The following is a 22130-nucleotide window of genomic DNA, read 5'->3' as shown; positions in this document are numbered from 1 at the left end:
TTACCCGTTCCATTACCGGAAACTCTGTAACAGCGTATTGAACAAATCCTGGGCAACTGACATCACCTGTGCCGAGGCGTTATAGGCCGCCTGGTACTGGATCAGTTTGCCGGCCTCTTCATCGAGATTTACCCCTGACACGGACTCGCGCTGGGCGGTCGATTGCTCGAGAAGAGTCTGACCGGCATCCAGATCAAGCTGGCTTTGACGGGTTTTCACGCCGATATCCTCGACCAGCCCGGCATACCCTTCGGCGAAGCTCTGACTGCCGTTATTCAGACTGTTAGCCGTACCGAGTGCAGCCAGGCGCTCGACGTTGCGGTTATCGGAGACACCATTGCTGTTGTACTCGATGACAAAACTGTCGCCCGGCGCGGGATTACCCTTCACCTGGAACTGAAAACCGCGATAGTTCGGATCAGAGGGTTCTTCTGGAAACAGCTTGTTCGACACCCCCGGCGTAAAGGTATTGACCGGTGGCACAGCACTGGCATCGCCTGACTGCACCAGGGCACCGCTGGACGCATCGTAGAGGTCATAAACCAGTGTCCCGGCATCGTCACGGAACCGTACTTCCAGTGGCGGTGACAACTGCCCCTGCTGGGAAAATTCCGGCAACAGGGAATTGGTGAACGGGTTTCTGACATTGAGCATCACGCCCTGGTCAATTTCACCTGTGCCGATATTCTGGTCACCCGCCGATGCCCGAATCGGACTGGCAAAAGCCAGATCCTCTTCGCGGTTTACCACAAGACCAATACTTTCAGCGGCGTTTCTGCTGGGCTGGATCAAGTACTTGTCACCAGCATTGAAGGCGCCACCTTCAATGCGAATATTGAAGCCCGGCATGGAAATCTCGGACTGAACCGGATCAGGCAACCGGCCTTGATTAACCGTTTCGCCGGTAGCCTTGTCGATCAGCTCGAAACTGCGCCCGTCACCACTGAACTGAAGCGAATAACTGCCAGCTGCCAGAGCCGAACTGTCAGTGATTTCAACCGCCAGCTGGCCAGTCTGTGGCTGCTGGTTTGACCCATTGGCAACGACGCGACTGCGTTGAGCCTCTTGCGAGTTGATATCTGTAAAGAACAGCCCGCCGAGATCACCTTCCAGGTCCATACCGATTTCATGCTGGTGGTTCATGGTGTCCGAGAGTGCGATGGCAATCCGGCCCAATTCATCAAAAGCCGGCTTCAGAGCTTCATTGTCGAAACGACGAAGACCGCCGAGTGTGCCGCCATTGATTTGCTGATCAACGTTAACCGTCCGCCCGCCATTGGACAGGGTGAACGACAAGCGCGTGGGATCCTCTTCACTCTCCTGAGTGCCGAACTGAGCGGCATTGCTGCCCACGACAAGGGACAAACCGTTGCTCAAGGAGACATTGACCTGACTGCCTTCGCTTTCGGACACCTTAATACCAACGAGTTCCGATAGCTGCCGAAGCTTTTCGTCACGCTTATCCATCAGTTCATTTGGTATTTGCCCCTGGGCGAGGCCCGGTGACTCTGAAATTGCCAGATTTAGTTGGGCGATACTCTTGAGCAGCGTGTTGGCGTCCTTCACGCCCTGTTGCATCTGTGTCTTAACCGACTCCCGCTGCTGCACGAATTCCTGGTTAATCGCTTGGAATCGATTCACAACCTGCTGCGCTTCACTCAATACCAGCTGACGCTGTGGCAAAGAGGTTGGATCTTCGGCGGCATTCTGTAAGGAAGCGAAGAAATTGTTCAGCGCGTTACTCAAACCCGTGGATTCGCCACCCAGAAGATTGTCCAGCCGGGTCAATTCGGAATTGAGTGCCTCCTGCTCACCGGAAAGCGTGCTGTCCTCGCGAACCTGCTGAACCAGGTACTCGTCGGCCAGCCGGCGAATATTGGAAATGCTGACGCCGCTACCAATCGACCCGGCGCCGGTGCGCTGGCCGGTCTGGGTCTCGAACTGCACTTCCTGACGGCTGTAGCCCGGCGTGTTCGCATTGGTGATGTTGTTGCCCGTGGTATTCAGAGCCGACTGATGACTCAGAATCCCGGTAAGGCCAATACCCAGCAGTCCTGCCATAACCGTTACTCCTTAGTCTCACTGTCCATGGACAGTGTCATCAGTGAATCACGGCCCATGATCCTGCGGATCTTTTCACCGTAATTGGGGTCGGTCGCGTAGCCCGCTTCCTGGAGCTTGTCGGCAAAGATCTCCGGCTGATCGGCCACGGACAGCACCTCGCGATAACGTGGATTCGACTCCAGGAACGACACGTAATCGCGGAAGCTGGATTCGTAATCAGGATAGGCCCGGAACTTCGCCTGCTCTTTCAGAGGCAAACCTTCCCGGTATTCCGTGGTGGTGATGGTTACCGCTTCGCCCTGCCACCGACTGTCGGCCTTGATACCGAACAGATTGAAACTTGGCTGATTACCATCCCCCTTGATCATGTGCCGACCCCAGCCGGTTTCCAGGGCCGCCTGGGCCACCATCAGTTTCGGATCGATTCCGGAATCACCCGCAATCCGTTCCGCCACCGGTAACAGTTCTTGAACAAAGTGCTCCGGCGAATCGAACTGTTCAGGCAGTGCTTTGGATGCCTGGGATGTCATCGAAGGTGTCATCGAAGGTGCCATCGATTCTGCCCGCTGTGCCACTTCAGTGACCTGGTCCAACTGTTCCGGCAATTTCGTCGACAAAGCCGGCAGGCTGCGCTCGTAATCCGCCAGGTCGGCCTTGTGGGCCGCCAGCTTGCCGCCATCGCTAGCCAGCCCGGGAGTCTGCTCACCAAGCTGACGAACCAGGGCTTCTGCAAGCCCCGAGCCCTGCCCTTTGGCCATGGTCAGGCTTAACTGGCTGTCGAACATGTCGCGGTAGAATTCAGACTGACTACTGTTCAGGTAGTTGCCTTCAGCGAACACATCGCCGGCCTTGCGCATGGATTTCAGCATTTCCGACAGGAACAGGCTCTCAAACTGACGCGCCACCTCTTCCAGGGCCGCCTGCTTGTCAGTACGAGCCTGGGATTTCAGCGCGTTCAGCCCGTTGAAATCGGTGTAAACCTGAGCCTGTTGAACCTGATAGTCCTGCATCACGACACCTAGATCACAATCAGCTCGGCGCGCAGAGCACCGGCCTGTTTGAGGGCTTCAAGCACCGCCATGACATCCCCGGGCGCCGCACCCACCTGGTTCACAGCCTGAACAATGTCGTTCAGGGTGACCGCCGGCCCAAACTTGAACATCCGGGCGGGCTCTTCGGTAATGGCAATTTGGGAATCCTGCTCCAGAGCCGTTTCGCCCTGTGCCAGCGGGTTGGGCTGAACCACGTTCGGATTCTCCTGAATGGTGACGGTCAGATTGCCGTGGGTCACCGCCGCAGGGCTGACCTGAACATTCTGTCCAACCACAATGGTGCCGGTGCGGCTGTTGATCACCACCTTGGCGGCATCCTGGGCCGGATCGACATTAATGTTTTCAAGGATCGACAGAAAACTGACCCGTTGGGAGGGATCCCTGGGCGCCCGCACCGAAATGGAAGTGGCATCGTGGGCATAGGCCATGTCTGGGCCAAGATGACCATTCACGGCCTCTACCACACGGCGAGCCGTAGTGAAGTCAGGACGCAGAAGATGGAATGTAATAGTATCGCCCTTGGTAAATGGCGATACCACTTCACGCTCGATGGTCGCGCCATTAGGAATCCGGCCCACACTGGGAACGTTGACAGTGATGCGGGAGCCGTCCTGGCCCTGGGCACCAAATCCGCCGACCACCAGGCTGCCCTGGGCCATGGCGTAGATGTTGTTATCGGCGCCCTTCAGCGGTGTCATCAGCAGCGTGCCGCCACGAAGACTGTCGGCATTGCCGATGGATGACACCGTAATGTCCAGTTCCTGACCGGTCTTGGCAAAGGGCGGCAAAGTCGCACTGACGGTCACCGCTGCCACGTTTGCCAGGTTCGGGTTCACGCCCTCCGGAAGAGTGACACCGAATTGGTTCATCATGTTTCGGAAGGTCTGGTTGGTGAACGGAGCCTTGTCACCGGTACCATCAAGACCAACGACCAGACCATAACCCACCAACTGGTTGTTCCGTACACCCTTGATTCGCGCCAGATCCTTCAGGCGATCAGCCAGCACCGGCGCGGCGCAAACCGTCAGCATCAACGCCACGGACAGAAGTCTTTTCAGGCTCATAACGGCCACCACTCACTGTTGAAGAAGCGCGCAACCCACCCCATCTGGTTGGCCTGGTCAAAATCACCGGTGCCACCATAGGCAATACGGGCGTCGGCAATCCGGTTGGAAGCAACCGTATTGTCAGGCTGAATGTCCTGGGGCCGAACCAGCCCCGTGAGGCGGATATACTCGTCTCCGTTGGTCAGTGACAACCACTTCTCGCCTCGGATACGGAGCACGCCGTTGGGTAGCACTTCGGTCACCGTGACAGTGATGTTGCCGGCCAGACTATTGCTCTGGTCCGCCTCGGCCGAACCTTCAAAATCCCGCTCATGGTTAAGCGCGGTATTCAGGCCGATGTTGTTCTTACCGAGAACGGTCGGCTCAGGCAGGCTGATTTCGTTGTCTTTGGTAATGCTGGTTTCCGCGTTCTTACTCGCCCGCGTGGACTCTTCCAGCGTGATGGTCAGCACGTCACCCACGTTCAGCGCAGTAGTGTCGCCATAGAAGTTGTAGTTGCGGGAACTCTGAAAGATCGCCCCGGAGTTCGGGTCTTTCTGCATCATAGCCTGCGCACGCACCGGGGCGTACTGGGGGTCGTCCGGAACCGCCCTGGGACGGCTCATCGCGGTGCACCCCTGGAGCACGATCAAAGCACCGACCAGCGCCAAAGTAGGCACTCGTTCAAGCAGGTTGGTTCGGAGGACGTGTGTCATAACTTAACCAATATTGTTGGTGATGAACTGAAGCATCTGGTCGGTTGTGGAGACGACCTTGGAGTTCATTTCATAGGCACGCTGAGTTGTGATCATATTGACCAATTCCTCAACTACCTCAACGTTGGATGCTTCCACAGTGCCCTGCTCAATGGTGCCCAGTCCGGCCAAACCGGCTTCCCCCTGAGCTGGATCACCGCTGGCGTTGGTGGCCTTGAACAGGTTGTTGCCAATCGCCTGTAGCCCCTGTGGGTTGATGAAATCCACCAACGTGATCTGGCCCAGGTTCACCGGGGCAGCCTGATCATCGGTTACCGCCGTCACGGTCCCATCCTTGCCAATGGTCACAGTCGTCGCGTTTTCCGGAATGGTAATAGCAGGCTCCAGGGCGTAGCCGTCCGGGTTCACCACATCGCCGTTGGCATTGAGCTGAAACTGGCCATCCCGGGTGTAAGCGACCTGACCGTCCGGCAGCTGCACCTGAAAGAACCCGCGGCCATTGACGGCCATGTCCAGAGGCTGCTCGGTAATCTGCAGGTTACCCTGGGAAAACTGCTTGGCCGTACCCACGACCCGGACACCGGTGCCCAGCTGAAGGCCTGATGGCAGCTCCGAATTCTGGGTACTCAATCCGCCGGGCTGTCGGTTGATCTGATACAGCAGGTCCTGAAACACCGCCCGATCACGCTTGAAACCGGTGGTGTTCACGTTCGCCAGGTTGTTGGAAATGGTGGACATGTTGGTGTCCTGTGCGCTCAACCCGGTTTTACTGACCCAAAGTGCTGGATGCATGGTTTTTCTCCTTGCCTGGGGCAATATTGGCGGCGATGTTTTGCCGCTTTCGGCCCGTCAGGCCATGGTCTTCAATGGTTATCAGAGGTTCTGCAACAGCCGTGCCGCCGCTTCGGAATTTTCATTGGCCGTGGTCATCACCTTCACCTGCATCTCGTACTGACGTGACAGCTGAAGGTTGGAAATCATTTCCTCAACGGCATTAACGTTGGAGCTTTCCAGGAACCCGGTGGCCACTCGCAGGTTGGCATCCGGCGGCTCAACGCCGTCGATAGCCTGGTCCGGCTGGCGCCGCATAAAACCATCCGGCCCTTTCTCCAGTACGTCCAGCGGCGGATTCACCAGTTTGAGCCGATCCACTTCAACCAGCTCATCCGGAGCGCCGCCAACCGGCACAATCGAAACCGTGCCATCAGCACCAATCTGAACGTTTTCAAAGGGAGGAAGCGCGACCGGGCCGCCGTTGCCGAGCACCAGCTCGCCATCGGCCAACCGCATCAGGCCGTTTACATCAACCTGCAGGCTACCCGTTCGGGTGAAGACTTCTTCGCCGACGTTGTTCTGGATCGCCAGCCAGCCTTCGCCTTCCAGGGCAACGTCGAGTTTCCGACCAGTTTCCATGAGCGCGCCGGCCGACATGTCGGTGCCTGGCCGTTCGGTCATGGCGTAGGCACGGGTCGGGTAGGCTTCGCCGTACACTGGCATACTGCGGGCTTGCGCGAAGTCCTTCTTGAAGCCGGTGGTACTGACGTTGGCCAGATTATTGGCATGGGCACGCTGGCCCAGCATATTTTGCTTGGCGCCAGACATGCCGAGATAGAGGGCTTTGTCCATGGGCAAACTCCTGCCGGAATTTTGACTGTTGTCAGTATTCCTGCAGGAGTCGTGCCAATCTACTCAAGGGGTATTTAGCGGAGGTTGATGATGGTCTGGGTGACCGCATCGGAGGTCTCGATGGTCTTGGCGTTGGCCTGGTAGTTGCGCTGGGCAATGATCAGGTTTACCAGCTCAGCGGAAAGATCAACGTTGGATTCTTCGACGGAACTAGCCTGAATGGAACCTAGGGTGCCGGTGTCGGGTGCGCCAAAAATCGGCTGCCCGGAATCGAAGGTCTCAACCCAGGATGTATCCCCTACCGGCGATAGGCCGTTGGTGTTGTTGAAAGACGCCAGAGCCACCTGCCCCAACGACTGTGACTGGCCATTGGTGTACCGGGCAAAGATAACACCAGTACCCGAAACATCCAGCCCAGACAATCGACCTGTGGTATAGCCATTCTGCTGCTGGTCATTGACCCCAAACGCAGCGCCGTATTGGGTGGTACCCGAAAGATTAACCACAAACGCGGACGACGCTGGGGGCTCGGGAATGGGTGTCACAACCGCAGTGCCAGCGGCGGGAGGGCCATCGGCGCCATTAGGCTGACCGTTGCTGTCTTTCGGAACCCAGTCGTCCACCACAAACTCGCCGGCGGGATCACCGTTGATGGATTGCAGGTTACCATTCTGGTCGAACCGCGCAGTGAACGGCGTGGTATCGGTTCCAGCAACCAATTCACCGTCGATTTCAACGTAAACCGACCACTCACTGGTACCGATGCCGGCGCCCGGTGACGGCTCTTTTACATAGAACTGGGTCAATTCGTGGGAGTTGCCCAAGCTGTCATAGATGGTGGTCGAAGTTGCATGGTTGTACGTGCGCTGATCCTGGGGATTGAACTCGTTGGTAATCCGGATCGGCGAGGTATTAAAGGCAGTCTCGAAATCACCATCAGCGGGATCAACAATGCCGGCTACCACCCGATCAGCAGTCGCGTTGATGTCGCCCTGAACGGTGACATCGGCATCGGAACTGGTACTCAGTTCGCCGTCGTCGTCATATCGGTAGGTCAGCGTGTCACCTTGGTTATGAATGATCCGCAGTACGTTGGTGCCCGAACCGTCATCTACCGCCGAGGCAGAAATAGAGGTTTCACTGGAGTTGTTGATGGAATCCACCAGATCCTGCAGCGATGTTATGTTGCTGGTATCCAGCGCCAGCGGAGCGCCGTTGACACTGAGACTGAAGGCAAAGTTGCTGGCACCGGCCGAGGTGATGTAGCCGTCATCCAAAGCCGTTGTTGCCGTGGTGGTAGCCGACGCGCTCAAACCCGGAGCATTATTCAGAGTAGCAGCGGCTTCTCGCGCGGTGGTTGCCGCCGTCAGATCAACTGAATAGTCAGGCGTACCGTCGGTGTACTGAACATTGAAGGTTTCACCCGAGACGTCGGTAAACGCCAGGGGCCCTATATCCCGCACCCGGGTTTCAAGTACCGGTTCACGGGAGTCCAGGTTCAAGTCTGATGACAGGCTGGTGGTGCGGCGTGGCGCGAGGTTGTCCGTTGAAACCTGCAAATCCCCACGGATGCCGGACAGGTTGCCATCGCCATCGGCGGTGAAGCCCTGAACGCGCATATTCTGGTTGTTGGTGACAAAGCCTTCCTTATCGATACCGAACTGCCCTGCCCGTGAATAGCGAGTCTCGCCACTGTTATTCAGGATGAAGAAGCCCTCGCCGCTGATCGCCATGTCCAGACCACTATCAGTGAAGCTGACATTGCCCTGACTGAAAGACTGCTTAACATCCTGGACCCGTACGCCATCGCCCACGGTGCCGTTGCCAGCGCCCAGAAAGCCGCCGGCATAAAGGTCGCCAAACTGCGCCTTGCTGCCCTTGAAACCGACGGTACTCGCGTTGGCAATATTGTTACCGGTGACATCCAGATCCACCGATGCTGCCCGGAGGCCACTGAGCCCTGTATTAAACGCCATGATTCACCCCTTGGTCTGACACCGGTATTAGTTGATTTGTTTGACGTCGGACAGGGCGATCGAACCCATACCGGCAAGATTCAATGTCACTGAGCCGCCCTGGCCCAGAGAGACGCTATCGACGTTAGCGCTAACCATGGTCGCCAGTTGCTGTTGGCCTTCCGGGTAGGATGCTTCAGCAACAATCCGGTAGGGCCCCGGCGGCAATTGATTGCCGTTGCCGTCCTGGCCGTCCCAACTGAAGGACTGCACGCCCGCAGGACTACTGCCCAGGTCAATCTGACGCACCAGTTCGCCCTGCTGGTTCTGAACCGAAAGCCGCAGGCCACCGGTGGATGCCGGAACCTCAATGGTTCCATCGACCACGCCCTCGGCGCCCAGCACCCCAATCTGAGACGGTGCCAGCACGCTCTTGCCAACCATGGCCGAGGCCTGTAGTGCCTGGGTTGAGCGGAACTGACCAACCACGTCATCGACATTGCTGGACAGCTTCTGCATTTCTTCCAATGAACTGAACTGAGCCAACTGGGAGATAAACTCGCCGTTGTCCTGGGGCTCCAGCGGGTTCTGGTTTTTCAACTGGGCCAGCATCAGTTCCATGAACTCGTTTCTGCCGAGCTCACTGTTACCTTCGGCGCCGCTCTGTTGCTTGAGCTGGTATTGGCTCAGAACATCTGAAGCGTCTGTTGCGTTAATCGCGCTCATTGCGTGCTCCTCACCAGATTACTGCTGACCCAGCGTCAGAATGCGCTGCATCATGGATTTGGCGGTGTTCATGATATCCACGTTCATTTGGTAGCTGCGTGACGAGGACATCATGTCGGCCATCTCTTCCACCACGTTGACGTTCGGGTAGAACACATAGCCCTCCTCATTGGCTGCAGGGTGCTGCGGCTCATAGCGCATCTGCAGATCGGCCTGGCTCTCAACCACACCCTCAACACGAACACCGGCACCGGGGCCCTGCTGCCCATGCATCCCAAGGCTGTGCTGATCCGGATTGAGCATGGACTGTTGGATGGCGGCAAAAACCGGCTTGCGTGCCCGGTAGGTGGTATCGGTGCTGGAACTGGCCGTTTCAGCGTTGGCAATGTTGGAAGCGGTGGTATTCAGCCGCAGTGACTGCGCGGTCATGCCGGACCCGGCGATGTCAAAAATGCTGCCTAATGACATGATGTCTCTCCTTCGCTAATCGCGTCGCTGCGGCTTATTCGCCCTTGATGGCTTTGGTCAGCCCGGAAAATTTGCTGCTCAGAAACTGGAAACTGGCCTGGTAGTCCATGGCGTTGCGCATGAACCGGGTCTGCTCCTGCTGGGCGTCGACGGTGTTGCCGTCCAGTGATGGCTGGTGCGGGGTGCGGTAAAGCAAATCGCCGCCGGCAGAATCTGCGGACGTGTCCATGTGGCCATCGTCCGTCCTGGCCATTTCAAATCCGGAAACGCTCTGCTGTGCCTTCTGCATCATCGCCTGGAAATCGACGTCCCGCGCCTTGAAACCAGGGGTGTCGGCATTGGCAAGGTTGTTCGCCAACACTTCAGCCCGCTTTACCCGGGCTTCCAGCGCCTGAGCGTGAACTCCCAGTGCGTTATCAAATGAAATTGCCATACTGCCTCCCAAAATCTGCACTCGTCTGCCGGCCGGAATTGCCGGTTGTGCTCTTTGACAGGGTTAAAGCAAAGCAGATGCCAGAATTGTGAAAGCTAGCCAGGGAGCGGTGAAACAGGGGGCTGAGGCAGGGAGCACGTTAAAAATATAGGCTGAGGCGGGAGGCAACACCCGGAAAGCGGCAAACTGTTTCCCCCGACCGGCGGGCCGAGGGATTGGGCAGGTATCAGCTGCCCAATTCAGCCGTTCCAGTGCTGAACGAAATCGTGAGTTTCCGGCCTCGGCACCGGGGGTTTTGCCGATGACACGGTCCCCGTGTACAGAAAGCCTACGATCGACTCCTTCTCACTTAGCCCCAGGCCCTGGTGTACCTGGGTGTGATAGGCCGGACTCCCGGTGCGCCACATCACACCGAAGCCTGCTTCCTGCAGGGCCAGCTCCAGAAAACTCATGCCGGCTGCTGCGGACATGATCTGTTCAATTTCCGGCACCTTGGGATGGGGTTTCGGGGAAGCAATTCCCACGATGACCATCGGTGCTCTTAGCGGTGCCTTACGCAGCTTTTCAATTGCCTGTTCGTCACTGTTATTGGCGCAGGTCGAGGCAAAAAGGTCGCCCAGGGCCTTTAAACCTTCACCTTCAATGACCAGGTAGCGCCACGGACGCAGGAGTGCATGGTCAGGCGCTCGGGCGGCACAGGCGAAGGCGCGCTCCAGAGTTGCAGAATCGGGTGCCGGCGCCTCCAGCCTGGGCTCAGACGCCCGGTTGAGCAGAAATTCGCTAACTGCGGTCATATCGTCTCACTGTCGGATAATGGAAACCGAAATCTTGGCCAGAGTTCGACGCTCAGGTGAATTGTGGGTTACACCTAATACTGTTAACCTTTAGTCGTAGTCTGGCCTACCTAAAAATTAAAAAACAACTTAGTAGCAGCACCATGAGTGAGCAACAATCGTTTAGCAACTTTTCCGAATTCTATCCTTACTATCTCGAAGAGCACAGCGACATCATGTGTCGGCGACTGCACTTCGTGGGCAGCCTGCTGGTTCTGATCGTCACAGCCTGGGCACTGCTGTCAGGGAAGCTGGCATGGCTGCTTCTGGTGCCGGTCATTGGCTACGGCTTTGCCTGGGTTGGCCATTTCAAATTTGAAAAAAACCGGCCCGCCACGTTCAAGCATCCGCTATACAGCCTGATGGGCGATTGGGTCATGTTCAGGGATATGCTCATTGGCCGGATTCGCTTCTAGCATGGTCAACGCACCGCCGGAGCTGCGCAGCGCCAGCAACAGCGCATTGGCCTTGGATCACCACAATCACCCGGTGGTGATTCCCCCTATGCCGGACTACAACGGCCGGATTCTTGCCTATACCGCGACCGCTATCATTATAGTCACCGGAGTGCTCCAGGGCGCCTTCGAGCAATGGTTGCTGTGGCTGGTGGCTGGCGCCCTGACCTGGCCGCACGCGGCTCATGCACTGACCCGCCGCACCTTCCTCCAGCACTCCCCCCGTATACGGCATAAAATGCTGATCTTTGATTGCATGGTTGGCGGTGCCTTTATCGGTTGTATCGGACTGGTGGCCATTCCATCAGTGTCGGTAGTGCTGATGCTGATGTTCAGTTGCCTGATTGTAGGCGGCATCCGGCAATGGTTTCTCGGCAGCATCTTCATGGCCGCCACCATCGCGGCATCTGTCGCCATCGTTGGGCCTTCTGAGTCGCTAGAGTCACCGCTACTGACCAGCATCCTGGCGATCTGCGCCACTGGCCTTTATATCTGCCTCACTGCCTACTATTCGCACCAGCAGGCACAGGCGCTGATGCTGGCCAAGACTCAAATCCAGAATCAGCGCGAACAATCCATCACACTCTCCCACAAACTGTCCAAGTATCTGTCCCCCCAGGTCTGGCAGTCGATTTTCACGGGTGAGCGCGACGTTCGACTTGAGACCCAGCGCAAGAAACTGGCCGTGTTCTTTTCCGACATCAAGGGCTTTACGGAGTTGTCGGAGGAAATGGAACCGGAGGCGCTGACTGAACTCCTGAACCACTACTTCAACGAAATGTCAGAAGTGGCACTGAAGTACGGCGGCACCATCGACAAGTTCGTTGGCGATTCCATCATGGTTTTCTTTGGCGACCCCACCAGCCGCGGACAGCGAGAAGATGCCTTTGCCTGCGTTTCCATGGCGGTCGAGATGCGCAAGCACATGAAGATCATGCGTCAAAAATGGCGCAGCCAGGGTATCAAGACGCCGTTGCAAATCCGGATGGGAATCAGCACCGGTTATACCACCGTGGGTAACTTTGGAGCTGAAAACCGGATGGACTACACCATCATTGGTAAGGAAGTGAATCTCGCCAGCCGGCTGGAGTCCCTGGCCGACCCCGGTGAAATCCTGATTTCCTACGAGACCTTCTCGCTCATCAAAGACAGGATCATGTGCCGGGATAAAGGAGAAATTACGGTAAAGGGCTTTGGCAAACCCGTGCCCATCTACGAAGTTGTCGATTTCCGGCGGGACATGGGCCCCCACCGCAGCTTTCTCGAACACGAGCACAGTGGCTTTGCCATGTACCTCGATTCCGACAAGGTGACCGAGAGAGAACGGGAGGCCATCCTGGCGGCTCTCGAGGATGCCGCCGAACGCCTGCGTCAGGAAGAAGACGCGCCCTGAAACCTTCCCAATCGCACCCTCTTCCGCTCTCTTCTTTCTCTTTAGCCCGCAGCTACTGACGAACCAGCCTGCCGCCGCTGTCCTGGGCAGGCTCGGTGGCGCGCCAGGGGTTGATATCCAACCCGCCTCTTCGGGTGTAGCGGGCACACACCATGAGCTTTTCCGGCTTGCACCGCGCCATCAGATCCGTAAATATTGTTTCCACGCAGTGTTCGTGAAAGTCCTGCTTCTGCCGGAAACTGACGACGTATTTCAGCAATCCCGCCCGATCAAGTTGTGGCCCGGTATAGCTGACCATGAGCGTGGCCCAGTCGGGCTGCCCCGTCACCGGACAATTACTTTTCAGCAGATGCGAACACAGTTTCTCGTTGACCACCTCACCGCTGGCGCTCAGCGACTCTGGGGAATACTCGTAAACCACGTCGCTGACCGGCTCGTCGTCAATGAGTTCGTAGCCTTGAGGCCGACCAAAGGCATCACCCGGCTCATCCACGCTCTTCATCTCAACCTGCACGGCGGCACCGCAGGCGCTGGACAGGTCGTCTGTAATTGTTTTTGCGACCTGCTCAGGCGATGAGAAGGCGCTCTGGTTGAACGAATTCAGGTACAGCTTGAGGGACTTGGATTCAATGATGGACGGCGATGCGGCAGGAAACCGGATTTCCGCCCAAGCCACTGCCGGCACGCCACTCAAACGAAGCCAGGACACCTCCCAAGCCTGCCAGAGATCTTCCCCAAACCACGGCCAGCGGCCATCGTTCAGCCCAATCCGGCGGCGGTTCTCGTCCCGGGCAACCGGGAACAGCAGAGACGGATCGTACCGGTCCGGGTATTCGCTGGTTTTTCCCAGCGGTGCGTTGTGAAGCGCCATAAAATTTCCTGAAATCAGTGACGGATGCCTTTCCCTCGGGCCAGCATTTTCAGGGCAATGAACGCCAGCAGGGAAATAAAGACCAGAATCATACCAAGAGATACGAACGGATTAACGTCCGAGACCCCCAGAATGCCAAACCGGAAGCCATTGACCATGTACAGAATCGGATTGGCCATGGACACGCCCTGCCAGAACTCCGGCAGCATATCGATACTGTAGAAAACGCCGCCCAGATAGGTCAGCGGTGTCAGCACAAAGGTCGGTACGATGGAGATGTCGTCAAATTTGGTGGCCAGCATAGCGTTGATAAAACCGCCGAGGGAAAACAGCGCCGACGTCAGAAACACCGTTACCACCATCATCGGCAGGCTGTGGATAGTCAGACTGGTGAATGCCAGGGACAGCAGGGTGACGATCAGGCCGATACCAAGTCCGCGGGCCATTCCGCCGCATACATAACCGGCCAGGATGACCCAGTTCGGCACCGGTGACACCAGCAGCTCTTCGATGCTGCGCTGGAACTTCATTGAGAAAAACGACGACACCACATTGGCGTAGGAGTTGGTGATCACCGCCATCATGATCAGCCCGGGCACAATGAATGCCATGTAGTCAAACCCGCCCATCTGACCGATGCGCGAGCCAATGAGATTGCCGAAAATGATGAAATACAGGGTCATGGTGACCGCGGGCGGCAGCAGAGTCTGGGCCCAGATTCGGGTAAAGCGCCGGATTTCCCGGGTCACAATGGTGTTGAATGCGGTAGCTAACGCCTGGGTCCTCATGCGACACCCTCCAGGCTATTTTTCGATTCCTCGGCATTCTCCTCCACCATGCGAACGAACAATTCCTCGAGGCGGTTGGCCTTGGTTCTCATACTGACTACCTTGATATCCAACTTGTCCAGCTGAACGAATACCTGATTCAGACCCTGGCCCTTCAGCACGTCCACTTCCAGCGCCCCTTCACCGTCGATGCGAGTGGCAAATCCCGCCAGCTCCGGTGCTGATGCCAGCGGCGAGGCGGTATCCAGCACGAAGGTCTCAACACTCAGCTCCTGCAACAGGTCTTTCTTGCTGGTGTTCTTCAGAATCCGACCATGATCGATAATGGCGATGTTGCGGCACAGCGCTTCCGCCTCCTCCAGATAGTGAGTGGTCAGGATTATGGTGGTGCCCTGGCGGTTCATTTCCTCAAGGAAGACCCACATAGAGCGACGAAGTTCGATATCCACCCCTGCGGTGGGCTCATCCAGAATCAGCAGCTTGGGTTCATGGACCAGGGCCCGGGCGATCATCAGCCGACGCTTCATACCGCCGGACAACATGCGTGCGGGTGTATCCCGCTTCTCCCAAAGCCCAAGCTTCTTAAGGTATTTCTCGGCCGACACCGACGCCTGTTTGAGCGGAATGCCGTAATAGCCGGCCTGGGTGGTGACAATGTCGAAGACTTTCTCAAACTGATTGAAATTAAATTCCTGGGGCACCACGCCAAGGTTCAGCTTGGCATCGGACAAGTGGGTATCTATGTCCTTACCAAACACCCTTACCTTGCCTGCGGACTTATTGACCAATGAGCAGACAATACCCAGCGTGGTGGATTTGCCGGCACCGTTGGGACCGAGCAATGCAAAGAAATCACCTTCGGCGACGTGCAGGTCGATGCCCTTCAGGGCTTCGAAACCATCACCGTAGGTCTTGATGAGACCTTCAATCTCAAGAGCGTGAGTCATAAACCATCCTGAATTCCGCGGCACTCACCCCCAGCAAGAACATCCACCGGGGCCAACATTTAGAGTGCTATTGATTGTGGCAGCTCTGGCTATTTCAAGGTACATAACCGGCCATCGGGATCACGGGCAAAAACGGAAACTGCGACGAGTATCCCGATATCCGCGGCATCCCATCCCTATAATTCGGTTACAACAACTTACAAACGACGAGCTCACTCTTCAATTGGAGCGTGACGCCCACCCACCGGGAACCGACGCCAACCATGAGATCTGCCCATCTGATCAGACTGTCCGCGACCCTGGTAACCACCTTTGCCCTCACAGGATGTCTGGATGACGGCGGTTCCGACAGCAACGACACCAGTGTCGGCCAGCTAAACTACAATGGCTTCAGCGGACTGACCTATCAGACCCAGAGCCAGCGTGGCAGCACCAATGCCAAAGGCGAATTCCGCTATTACCCTGGCGAGACCCTCAGTCTATGGATCGGTGACCTGGCCCTCGTGCAAGGTGTTCCCGCCCAGACGTACGTTACGCCCCTTGAGTTTGTGCCCGATGTTCGAGCCGCCCTGACCAATCCCGTGATAGACGATGAAGGTTTGAGCACTCACACAATCAGAGAGCAGTTGCTGCTGGATAACCCGGAACTAAGAAATATCACCCGATTGCTGATGAGCCTCAACTGGACGGGAGACGTGCCCAAGGACCAGGGCATCGACATCCGGCAAAGAGTCATCAGCCAGCTGAATGCCGCCCTGCCCAACCTGTCTGAACCGATCGACTTCAGCGTCAGCGAAGCGGTGTTTACAGCATCCGATGAAGAAGTCTCACCCGCCAACCAGCTACTCGCAGAAATCTGTTTCTACCCGGAAGGTCATCCTTTATGTGAAGAACCGCCAACACTGGAGGAAATAGAACTGGCGCCCCCCCAGCCGGAAAACGAAGACGTTCGAGACCCGCAGGTTACCTACAGAGAAGACCTGCAAAGCACCCGTGATCGCATCCTCGACTCCATCCGGACCTTAGACAACGCAACGCCGAACGACTTGGAGTTCTACCTTTCCCGAGAACTCACAGCCATAACAACAGCCGTGTCGAACCGCTATTACCTGGATGAAGATGTCGCCAGCCACCCGGCCAGCGATACCGGAGTACAGTCGGTGCGCATTCGGCAAATTGCCGGAGCCCCGGAAATAGGCAATATCGAAGCCATCAGCACGCGAAGGGATCAGGTGGCCATTCATGCCACCAACTGGCAGGAAGCCGAAATCGACTACTTTGTTGCAGGAGACGCGGGCGGAGAATCTGAGCTGGTCGTCAGTTTCCGCCCGGAAGATACTTACCGATGGATTCGCAAACAGTTGCGGGTGATCATCCGCTGATCAAACGATTCAAACTCCATCGGGAGTCCGCGCCGGTCACGTCATAACTTGACGGATCCAGATCCTCTGTGCCGTGGGGTAGGCACTCCCGAATGGTAACTGCTTCGCCAGCAGTCCTGGCCTCATTGTACCGGGCAAGGTCGATGATCTTTGCCGACTTCAAAGGATTGCAGTCGCTATCCGTCATCAACATGATGCGCGGCCATAGGCGGCGCTCAGGAGAGTGCGACATCACCATGCCACGCTGGCCGTCCGAAAGCTCCACCAGGCTGCCAGTTGGATAGATGCCAATTGACTGAATGAAGTTCTCCACCAGGTCGTCCTGGAACTCAATGTTCCTCATTTCATACAAAAGGGCGACAGCCTTGTCCGGCGTTACCGGTACAGCGGCTTCTCTGGGGCCAATCAGTGATTCGAAAAATTCGGCAATACCCGCGACCTTGGCCAACAGAGGAATACGATCGCCACGGATGCCTTCCGGGAAACCGGAGCCGTTATGCCGTTCACGATGCCCTTGGACAACACTCAGGACCGCCCTGGACAGCCCGCTGTCCGACAGCATCTCCACACCCTTGTTCACGTATTCACGATACTGGGTGTACTCGCTGGCATCCAACTTGCCCTCCCTGCTCAGAAGCTCTTTGGGCAGCGCACTCTTACCTACCTGCGACAGCAGGCAGCCCAGTCCCAGGTGGTTCAACAGTCCCTCGTTCAGACCAAGATGTCGGCCGCAAACCAGTGCCCATATCGATGTGTTCAGGGCATGCCGGTAAACGTAATCATCGTGCTGGCGTGTTCGGCTCAACAACAGTAAGGCATCAGGCTGACGCACCACACTGCTCACTATCTTGCTGGTGACCTCAGCAATGGGCTTGAGGTCTACCACTCCATCGACCCTCATCGTCTCAAACAATCGGTGAAGCGCAATATCCATGTCGTCCAGAAGGTGTTTTGAGGCCTTGATTTCCTTTTTCAGGGTTGTCGCTTCTTCGTAGCGAACCGGTTCACGGATAGAAAGAGGTGGCAACTGTAGGACATCGCGACCCTGGCCACGCCGGCCAGACTTACGGCCAAAACGGGGAGCGCTGCTTTCAGTCAACTCAGGGGCACCGCGCATTTCAGCAACGTCGACCATCACCCACTTGCAGTGTGAAGCCAATGCCCGAACGTCATCCTGAGATCGCACATGAAACCCCTGAACAGGAAAAGGAGTCTGATGCCAGGGCCTGTCCAGATCAGACACAAACATGCCCACTTCCAGATCATGTACCGCAATTTTCTTTTGCTGGACGCCCACAGGTCACCTCAATACGGAAACTTTTCGATGGTTACCATTCTGGCCAAGTGAAGGCCAGAATCCATAACAGTTTGGTAGCACGAAGTAACCAGAGAGCGACGAAAGGTAACGTTTAGGTTCAGAAGGAAACAAAATGTAGGAGTGTGATAGCCATCACACCGCAACGTCAGAATGTGTCACTGTGCGTCACATGCGGATTCATCAAATTCCGGCATTTTCGCGCGAAGTGAGCCACGCGGGGCTTTGCGAACGAACACGGTGTAAGGAACCGGTGAGGCTCGCAGGTAATCAACGTTACGTTCTTCGTCACCTGCTTGCACGGTAGTGGTCGCCGGCACACAGGAAACAAGAAGGTCCAAGCTGCCACTAACCGCCGCAACGCTGGCTTGAGGATTGTCGGGTTCAGCGATCATGCAGCGAACGCCAGCTGTTGCCAATTCGCCACTCGGCGCGTGCAGGTCCCGGCCAGCCTGACCGCAGGCGCGAATGCCGGCCCCACACTCTCCGGCTTGCGGATCGGCAATGTCTCGCAAACGCCAGATACGCTCACTACACTGGGTTTCAACCCGTATAGCAGTGGCCTTGTCACTGGCAAACCACCAGTCCGGATAATCAGCGCTTTGCCACGACAGCCGGATTTGGCGGGGCTCACCGGCAGAGTTTTGGGCAGGGAACATCGCATAATGGGAATAATAGGAAGCGCAACCAGAGGTAACAGAGGCAACAAGCATCAGGCACAGCCGTTTCATATCAGGCGCCCCTGAGTTCAAACTGCAGTCCCAGGCCATCGTTGGTTCTTCGCACCACTACCATCTCTAGAACGGGTGCCGGAACCGGAAGGCCCTGCACCTGGACGGTCACCGTATCGCCAATGTTCGGCTCGAATGGCTGAGCGTCAACGATAATAAACACGCCACCATCCGAAATGTCTCGGGTGGAAAACATGAATTCACCCAATTCCGGATGCACGACCTTCACCTTGGCGCTCATCGCGGTGCGAATGTACTCTCTTCTATCTATCCCTGCCATCTGCTCGCCCACTACTTTTTACATAGTTTTTATAGTCTTCCGAAGGATAGCACCATTTTCAGTTAATTAGACCACCGATGATATTGACTACGTGACTAATACAAATGAGAATGGTTGACGTTTTAATTCCATATGCATTTACACTTAGCACAGACCCACCATCTTGTAACAAGGATACGACCATGCACATGAAGCTCGCAGCTGCCGCAGCCATGACCTTGGCTGCACTTCCCCTCAGCGCTTCCGCCGAGGGCGACGTCAACATTTACTCATATCGGCAAGCCTATTTGCTGGAACCGCTCCTGAATGCCTTTGAGCAGGAAACGGGTATCGACTCCAATGTTGTCTTTGCAAAAAAAGGCCTGGCCGAGCGGCTTGAGCGTGAAGGCCGCAACAGTCCGGCAGACGTGGTGATGACGGTTGATATTTCTCGCATCAACGAGCTGGTGGAACGTGATCTGGTTCAAGGTGTCGACAACGATGTGCTCAACCAGAACATTCCAGAAAACCTTCGCCACCCCGAGGGTAAATGGTTTGCGCTAACCACTCGTGGTCGTCTGATCTTCACCTCAAAGGACCGTGTTGAGGAAGGCGAAATCACTACCTATGAACAGTTGGCCGATGACAAGTGGAACGACCGCATCTGTACGCGGAGTGGCAAGCACCCATACAACATCGCCCTGTTTTCCTCAATGCTGGCCCACCATGGCGAAGCGGATACCAAGGCCTGGCTCGAAGGCCTCAAGAATAATCTGGCCCGCAAGCCCCAGGGCGGCGACCGTGACCAAATCAAAGCGATTGCCGAGGGCGTCTGCGACGTTTCCATTGGCAACAGCTACTACTACGGCAACATGCTGCAAGATGAAAACCAGCGTGCCATTGCAGAACAGGTTCGCCTGGTGTTCCCGAACGCCGAGGGTCGTGGCACCCATGTGAACATCAGCGGTATTGCGCTAACCAAGAGCGCGCCGAATCGTGACAATGCCATCAAGCTGATGGAATTCCTGTCGTCGCCAGAAGCCCAACGCATTTACGCGGAAGCCAACACCGAATACCCCGCCAATCCTGAGGTTCAGCCGTCCGGTCTGGTCGCCGAGTGGGGCGAGATCAACCCGGACCAACTGTCCCTGCAGGAAATCGCAAATAACCGCAATGCAGCGGTGAAGCTGGTTGACCGCGTCGATTACGACGGCGAGTAACCGGAGCTGGGCCGGCAGTGGTCATGTTCGACGCCGGCCCTAGTGATCCCCTGTTAATCGTGGTGAGCGCCGCCTGTCGTTGCAGGCGGCACCTCAGCTGTCTACAATCGGCAGCCATTCTCACTTCGAACCAATCACAGGAAAGCTATGACCGAGGCCGTTAGCAGAGTTGACCCAGGGTTAACGGAACCCCTGCTGGCGAAACGTACCTCTCGGCACTGGCTCATTGCCGCCTTCCTTACGACAACGATCGTGGCGTTACCGGTACTCTCAGTTATCTTCCTCGCCTTTTTCCCGGAAGAGAACATCTGGCCTCACCTGCTAGACACGACTCTACCCCGCTACCTTTCCACGACCCTGCAACTGATGCTTGGAGTGGGCGCACTGACTCTGGTCATTGGATTGTCGTCTGCCTGGGCGGTCACCATGTGCGAATTTCCCGGTCGGCGCTTTTTCGAGTGGGCGATGCTGCTGCCCTTCGCCGTGCCGGCCTATGTCATCGCCTATGTCTACACCAGCTTGCTGGACTATGCGGGACCCGTCCAAAGAAACCTGCGTGACTGGTTCGGCTGGGAAAATGCCAGCGACTACTGGTTCCCGGAAATCCGCAGTCTTGAAGGCGCCATCCTGATGATCGGCCTGGTACTCTATCCCTACGTGTACCTGCTGGCTCGGGCAGCTTTTCTGGAACAGTCTCCGTCGCTGTTTGCGGTCAGCCGCAGCCTTGGGCATTCCGCTCTGAGCACGTTTTTCCGAGTGGTTCTGCCGATAGCCCGACCTGCCGTGGCGGTGGGTCTGTCGCTGGTACTGATGGAAACTCTGAACGACTTCGGGACCGTGGATTTCTTTGCCGTCCAAACCCTGACTGCCGGCCTGTTCGACACCTGGATGAACCTGGGCAATCTGGGCGGCGCCGCCCAGATCGCGACCACCATGCTCATTTTTGTGGTTATTCTGGTAACTCTGGAGCGCTATTCACGACGCCGACAGCAGCAGTTCGCCGCGCGTGACAACCGCGATCCCATCCAACGCTTTACCATGTCGACCCCGAGACAATTTGCATGTCTGGCGGTTTGTGCCGTTCCGGTGTTGTTCGGATTCCTCATTCCCGGCTTCACCCTTGGCCTGTACGCCTGGGAATACTTTGGCGAAAGCTGGAATACGGATTTCATCCAGAACACTCTTAACAGCCTGTTCCTCTCTGGCACGGCCGCACTCACTACATTGCTGATCGGCATCACCCTGGCGTACAGCCGCCGCCTGCATGACACCAAAGGCATGCAGGTGCTCATGCGCCTATCGAGTCTTGGCTATGCCATGCCCGGCGCTGTTCTTGCGGTGGGAGTCATTGTACCCTTGGCGGGCTTCGACAATTGGCTGGACAGCCTGGCCAGAGACGTATTCGGCGTCAGTACGGGACTACTCCTGAGTGGCTCCACCTTTGCCCTTGTGTTCGCCTACACTGTGCGTTTTCTCGCTGTGTCAGCGGGCAGCGTCGAGAGCGCTTTGCAGAAAATCACCCCCAGCATGGACATGGCCTCGCGCTCACTCGGCCATACTCCGGGCAAAACGCTGGTGCGCGTGCACCTACCGATGCTTCGCGGGACGCTCATGACGGCAGCGTTGGTGGTATTCGTGGATTGCATGAAGGAGTTGCCGGCCACGCTGATTCTGCGGCCTTTCAACTTCGAAACGCTGGCAACGTACGTTTACCAATTCGCATCCGACGAGCGGCTGTACCACAGCGCCCTACCGGCACTGATTATCGTGTTGGCGGGCATTATTCCCATCATCCTGATGAGCCGCTCCATCTCCAATACCAGAACGATGGGTTAAGCCTCACTGTCCCA

The 22130-nt window shown here is 56.6% G+C and carries 22 protein-coding genes; 5 read left to right on the top strand and 17 right to left on the bottom strand.

Features of this window, described 5'->3' with window-relative positions:
* Positions 1-12 precede the first annotated feature (12 nt).
* The 11 genes from flgK to FCS96_RS14525 all read right to left on the bottom strand — a co-directional run bounded on the left by flgK (position 13) and on the right by FCS96_RS14525 (position 10880).
* Positions 13-2061 (bottom strand): flagellar hook-associated protein FlgK, encoded by a 2049-nt coding sequence (flgK, locus tag FCS96_RS14575; protein WP_138441117.1) that lies wholly within the window; start codon positions 2059-2061, stop codon positions 13-15.
* A 5-nt stretch (positions 2062-2066) separates the two neighbouring features.
* On the bottom strand, positions 2067-3074 hold the full coding sequence (gene flgJ, locus FCS96_RS14570; RefSeq protein ID WP_138441116.1) for a flagellar assembly peptidoglycan hydrolase FlgJ: 1008 nt from the start codon (positions 3072-3074) through the stop codon (positions 2067-2069).
* Positions 3075-3082: 8 nt separating this feature from the next.
* Positions 3083-4180 carry a flagellar basal body P-ring protein FlgI gene (locus tag FCS96_RS14565; protein ID WP_138441115.1) on the bottom strand — a complete coding sequence of 366 codons (1098 nt, stop codon included), beginning with the start codon at positions 4178-4180 and terminating at the stop codon, positions 3083-3085.
* Complete coding sequence (gene flgH / locus FCS96_RS14560; protein ID WP_138441114.1) at positions 4177-4878, bottom strand: flagellar basal body L-ring protein FlgH; 702 nt, start codon at positions 4876-4878, stop codon at positions 4177-4179. Before flgH ends, FCS96_RS14565 begins: the two co-directional genes overlap by 4 nt.
* Positions 4879-4881: 3 nt before the next feature.
* The gene (gene flgG, locus FCS96_RS14555; RefSeq protein WP_138441113.1) at positions 4882-5670 is read right to left on the bottom strand and encodes a flagellar basal-body rod protein FlgG; all 789 of its coding nucleotides are present in this window, start codon (positions 5668-5670) and stop codon (positions 4882-4884) included.
* 81 nt (positions 5671-5751) lie between these two features.
* Positions 5752-6504, bottom strand: a complete 753-nt coding sequence (locus FCS96_RS14550; RefSeq protein ID WP_138441112.1) for a flagellar basal body rod protein FlgF — start codon at positions 6502-6504, stop codon at positions 5752-5754.
* 74 nt (positions 6505-6578) lie between these two features.
* Positions 6579-8480, bottom strand: a complete 1902-nt coding sequence (locus tag FCS96_RS14545; protein WP_138441111.1) for a flagellar hook protein FlgE — start codon at positions 8478-8480, stop codon at positions 6579-6581.
* A gap of 27 nt (positions 8481-8507) precedes the next feature.
* Positions 8508-9185: a flagellar hook assembly protein FlgD gene (locus tag FCS96_RS14540; protein WP_138441110.1), complete on the bottom strand. Its 678-nt coding sequence runs from the start codon at positions 9183-9185 to the stop codon at positions 8508-8510.
* Positions 9186-9203: 18 nt separating this feature from the next.
* Entirely contained in the window at positions 9204-9653 is a 450-nt protein-coding gene (flgC, locus tag FCS96_RS14535; RefSeq protein WP_138441109.1) for a flagellar basal body rod protein FlgC, read from the bottom strand.
* Positions 9654-9687: 34 nt separating this feature from the next.
* A complete protein-coding gene (flgB, locus tag FCS96_RS14530) occupies positions 9688-10086 on the bottom strand; it encodes a flagellar basal body rod protein FlgB (protein ID WP_138441108.1) in 399 nt (132 codons plus the stop codon).
* 239 nt (positions 10087-10325) lie between these two features.
* Positions 10326-10880, bottom strand: coding sequence for a nitroreductase family protein (locus FCS96_RS14525; protein ID WP_138441107.1), 555 nt, complete (start codon positions 10878-10880; stop codon positions 10326-10328).
* A gap of 143 nt (positions 10881-11023) precedes the next feature.
* On the opposite strand from FCS96_RS14525, the gene FCS96_RS14520 reads away from it, so the two are divergent.
* Together FCS96_RS14520 and FCS96_RS14515 are read left to right on the top strand one after the other, a co-directional pair.
* Positions 11024-11335, top strand: a complete 312-nt coding sequence (locus tag FCS96_RS14520) for a DUF962 domain-containing protein (protein WP_138441106.1) — start codon at positions 11024-11026, stop codon at positions 11333-11335.
* 1 nt (position 11336) lies between these two features.
* Complete coding sequence (locus FCS96_RS14515; RefSeq protein WP_138441105.1) at positions 11337-12767, top strand: adenylate/guanylate cyclase domain-containing protein; 1431 nt, start codon at positions 11337-11339, stop codon at positions 12765-12767.
* Between the two features lie 52 nt (positions 12768-12819).
* Here FCS96_RS14515 and queF read toward each other — a convergent pair whose 3' ends face one another.
* Genes queF through FCS96_RS14500 form a run of 3 tightly spaced genes read right to left on the bottom strand, consistent with a single transcriptional unit; the run spans position 12820 to position 15373 of the window.
* Positions 12820-13638 carry an NADPH-dependent 7-cyano-7-deazaguanine reductase QueF gene (gene queF, locus FCS96_RS14510; protein ID WP_138441104.1) on the bottom strand — a complete coding sequence of 273 codons (819 nt, stop codon included), beginning with the start codon at positions 13636-13638 and terminating at the stop codon, positions 12820-12822.
* Positions 13639-13652: 14 nt separating this feature from the next.
* The gene (locus tag FCS96_RS14505) at positions 13653-14426 is read right to left on the bottom strand and encodes an ABC transporter permease (protein WP_138441103.1); all 774 of its coding nucleotides are present in this window, start codon (positions 14424-14426) and stop codon (positions 13653-13655) included.
* A complete protein-coding gene (locus FCS96_RS14500) occupies positions 14423-15373 on the bottom strand; it encodes an ABC transporter ATP-binding protein (protein ID WP_138441102.1) in 951 nt (316 codons plus the stop codon). Before FCS96_RS14500 ends, FCS96_RS14505 begins: the two co-directional genes overlap by 4 nt.
* A 263-nt stretch (positions 15374-15636) precedes the next feature.
* Between FCS96_RS14500 and FCS96_RS14495 the strand changes: the two genes are divergently transcribed.
* Complete coding sequence (locus FCS96_RS14495) at positions 15637-16755, top strand: organic solvent ABC transporter permease (protein ID WP_138441101.1); 1119 nt, start codon at positions 15637-15639, stop codon at positions 16753-16755.
* Here FCS96_RS14495 and FCS96_RS14490 read toward each other — a convergent pair.
* From FCS96_RS14490 to FCS96_RS14480, 3 genes are all read right to left on the bottom strand, one after another.
* Positions 16745-18052 carry an HD-GYP domain-containing protein gene (locus tag FCS96_RS14490; RefSeq protein WP_138441100.1) on the bottom strand — a complete coding sequence of 436 codons (1308 nt, stop codon included), beginning with the start codon at positions 18050-18052 and terminating at the stop codon, positions 16745-16747. The genes FCS96_RS14495 and FCS96_RS14490 overlap by 11 nt on opposite strands.
* A 176-nt stretch (positions 18053-18228) precedes the next feature.
* Positions 18229-18801 carry a hypothetical protein gene (locus tag FCS96_RS14485; protein ID WP_138441099.1) on the bottom strand — a complete coding sequence of 191 codons (573 nt, stop codon included), beginning with the start codon at positions 18799-18801 and terminating at the stop codon, positions 18229-18231.
* Between the two features lies 1 nt (position 18802).
* Entirely contained in the window at positions 18803-19081 is a 279-nt protein-coding gene (locus FCS96_RS14480; protein WP_138441098.1) for a PilZ domain-containing protein, read from the bottom strand.
* A 182-nt stretch (positions 19082-19263) separates the two neighbouring features.
* On the opposite strand from FCS96_RS14480, the gene FCS96_RS14475 reads away from it, so the two are divergent.
* Together FCS96_RS14475 and FCS96_RS14470 are read left to right on the top strand one after the other, a co-directional pair.
* Complete coding sequence (locus tag FCS96_RS14475; RefSeq protein ID WP_138441097.1) at positions 19264-20280, top strand: Fe(3+) ABC transporter substrate-binding protein; 1017 nt, start codon at positions 19264-19266, stop codon at positions 20278-20280.
* 147 nt (positions 20281-20427) lie between these two features.
* The gene (locus FCS96_RS14470) at positions 20428-22116 is read left to right on the top strand and encodes an ABC transporter permease (RefSeq protein WP_138441096.1); all 1689 of its coding nucleotides are present in this window, start codon (positions 20428-20430) and stop codon (positions 22114-22116) included.
* The last annotated feature ends 14 nt before the right edge of the window (positions 22117-22130 follow it).

Origin of the sequence: Marinobacter alexandrii, from assembly GCF_005871205.1 — a bacterium.
Taxonomy (GTDB): domain Bacteria; phylum Pseudomonadota; class Gammaproteobacteria; order Pseudomonadales; family Oleiphilaceae; genus Marinobacter; species Marinobacter alexandrii.
This window is presented reverse-complemented; position numbering and strand designations above follow the sequence as displayed.

What these genes read in the sequence shown, in the direction of transcription:
- flgH (WP_138441114.1), bottom strand. Translation starts at nt 4,878, where the DNA reads ATGACACACGTCCTCCGAACCAACCTGCTTGAACGAGTGCCTACTTTG.
- FCS96_RS14505 (WP_138441103.1), bottom strand. Translation starts at nt 14,426, where the DNA reads ATGAGGACCCAGGCGTTAGCTACCGCATTCAACACCATTGTGACCCGG.
- FCS96_RS14515 (WP_138441105.1), top strand. Translation starts at nt 11,337, where the DNA reads ATGGTCAACGCACCGCCGGAGCTGCGCAGCGCCAGCAACAGCGCATTG.
- flgB (WP_138441108.1), bottom strand. Translation starts at nt 10,086, where the DNA reads ATGGCAATTTCATTTGATAACGCACTGGGAGTTCACGCTCAGGCGCTG.
- FCS96_RS14525 (WP_138441107.1), bottom strand. Translation starts at nt 10,880, where the DNA reads ATGACCGCAGTTAGCGAATTTCTGCTCAACCGGGCGTCTGAGCCCAGG.
- flgG (WP_138441113.1), bottom strand. Translation starts at nt 5,670, where the DNA reads ATGCATCCAGCACTTTGGGTCAGTAAAACCGGGTTGAGCGCACAGGAC.
- FCS96_RS14495 (WP_138441101.1), top strand. Translation starts at nt 15,637, where the DNA reads ATGAGATCTGCCCATCTGATCAGACTGTCCGCGACCCTGGTAACCACC.
- FCS96_RS14475 (WP_138441097.1), top strand. Translation starts at nt 19,264, where the DNA reads ATGCACATGAAGCTCGCAGCTGCCGCAGCCATGACCTTGGCTGCACTT.
- FCS96_RS14545 (WP_138441111.1), bottom strand. Translation starts at nt 8,480, where the DNA reads ATGGCGTTTAATACAGGGCTCAGTGGCCTCCGGGCAGCATCGGTGGAT.
- FCS96_RS14485 (WP_138441099.1), bottom strand. Translation starts at nt 18,801, where the DNA reads ATGAAACGGCTGTGCCTGATGCTTGTTGCCTCTGTTACCTCTGGTTGC.
- FCS96_RS14500 (WP_138441102.1), bottom strand. Translation starts at nt 15,373, where the DNA reads ATGACTCACGCTCTTGAGATTGAAGGTCTCATCAAGACCTACGGTGAT.
- FCS96_RS14520 (WP_138441106.1), top strand. Translation starts at nt 11,024, where the DNA reads ATGAGTGAGCAACAATCGTTTAGCAACTTTTCCGAATTCTATCCTTAC.
- flgC (WP_138441109.1), bottom strand. Translation starts at nt 9,653, where the DNA reads ATGTCATTAGGCAGCATTTTTGACATCGCCGGGTCCGGCATGACCGCG.
- FCS96_RS14565 (WP_138441115.1), bottom strand. Translation starts at nt 4,180, where the DNA reads ATGAGCCTGAAAAGACTTCTGTCCGTGGCGTTGATGCTGACGGTTTGC.
- flgK (WP_138441117.1), bottom strand. Translation starts at nt 2,061, where the DNA reads ATGGCAGGACTGCTGGGTATTGGCCTTACCGGGATTCTGAGTCATCAG.
- FCS96_RS14550 (WP_138441112.1), bottom strand. Translation starts at nt 6,504, where the DNA reads ATGGACAAAGCCCTCTATCTCGGCATGTCTGGCGCCAAGCAAAATATG.
- FCS96_RS14540 (WP_138441110.1), bottom strand. Translation starts at nt 9,185, where the DNA reads ATGAGCGCGATTAACGCAACAGACGCTTCAGATGTTCTGAGCCAATAC.
- flgJ (WP_138441116.1), bottom strand. Translation starts at nt 3,074, where the DNA reads ATGCAGGACTATCAGGTTCAACAGGCTCAGGTTTACACCGATTTCAAC.
- FCS96_RS14480 (WP_138441098.1), bottom strand. Translation starts at nt 19,081, where the DNA reads ATGGCAGGGATAGATAGAAGAGAGTACATTCGCACCGCGATGAGCGCC.
- queF (WP_138441104.1), bottom strand. Translation starts at nt 13,638, where the DNA reads ATGGCGCTTCACAACGCACCGCTGGGAAAAACCAGCGAATACCCGGAC.
- FCS96_RS14470 (WP_138441096.1), top strand. Translation starts at nt 20,428, where the DNA reads ATGACCGAGGCCGTTAGCAGAGTTGACCCAGGGTTAACGGAACCCCTG.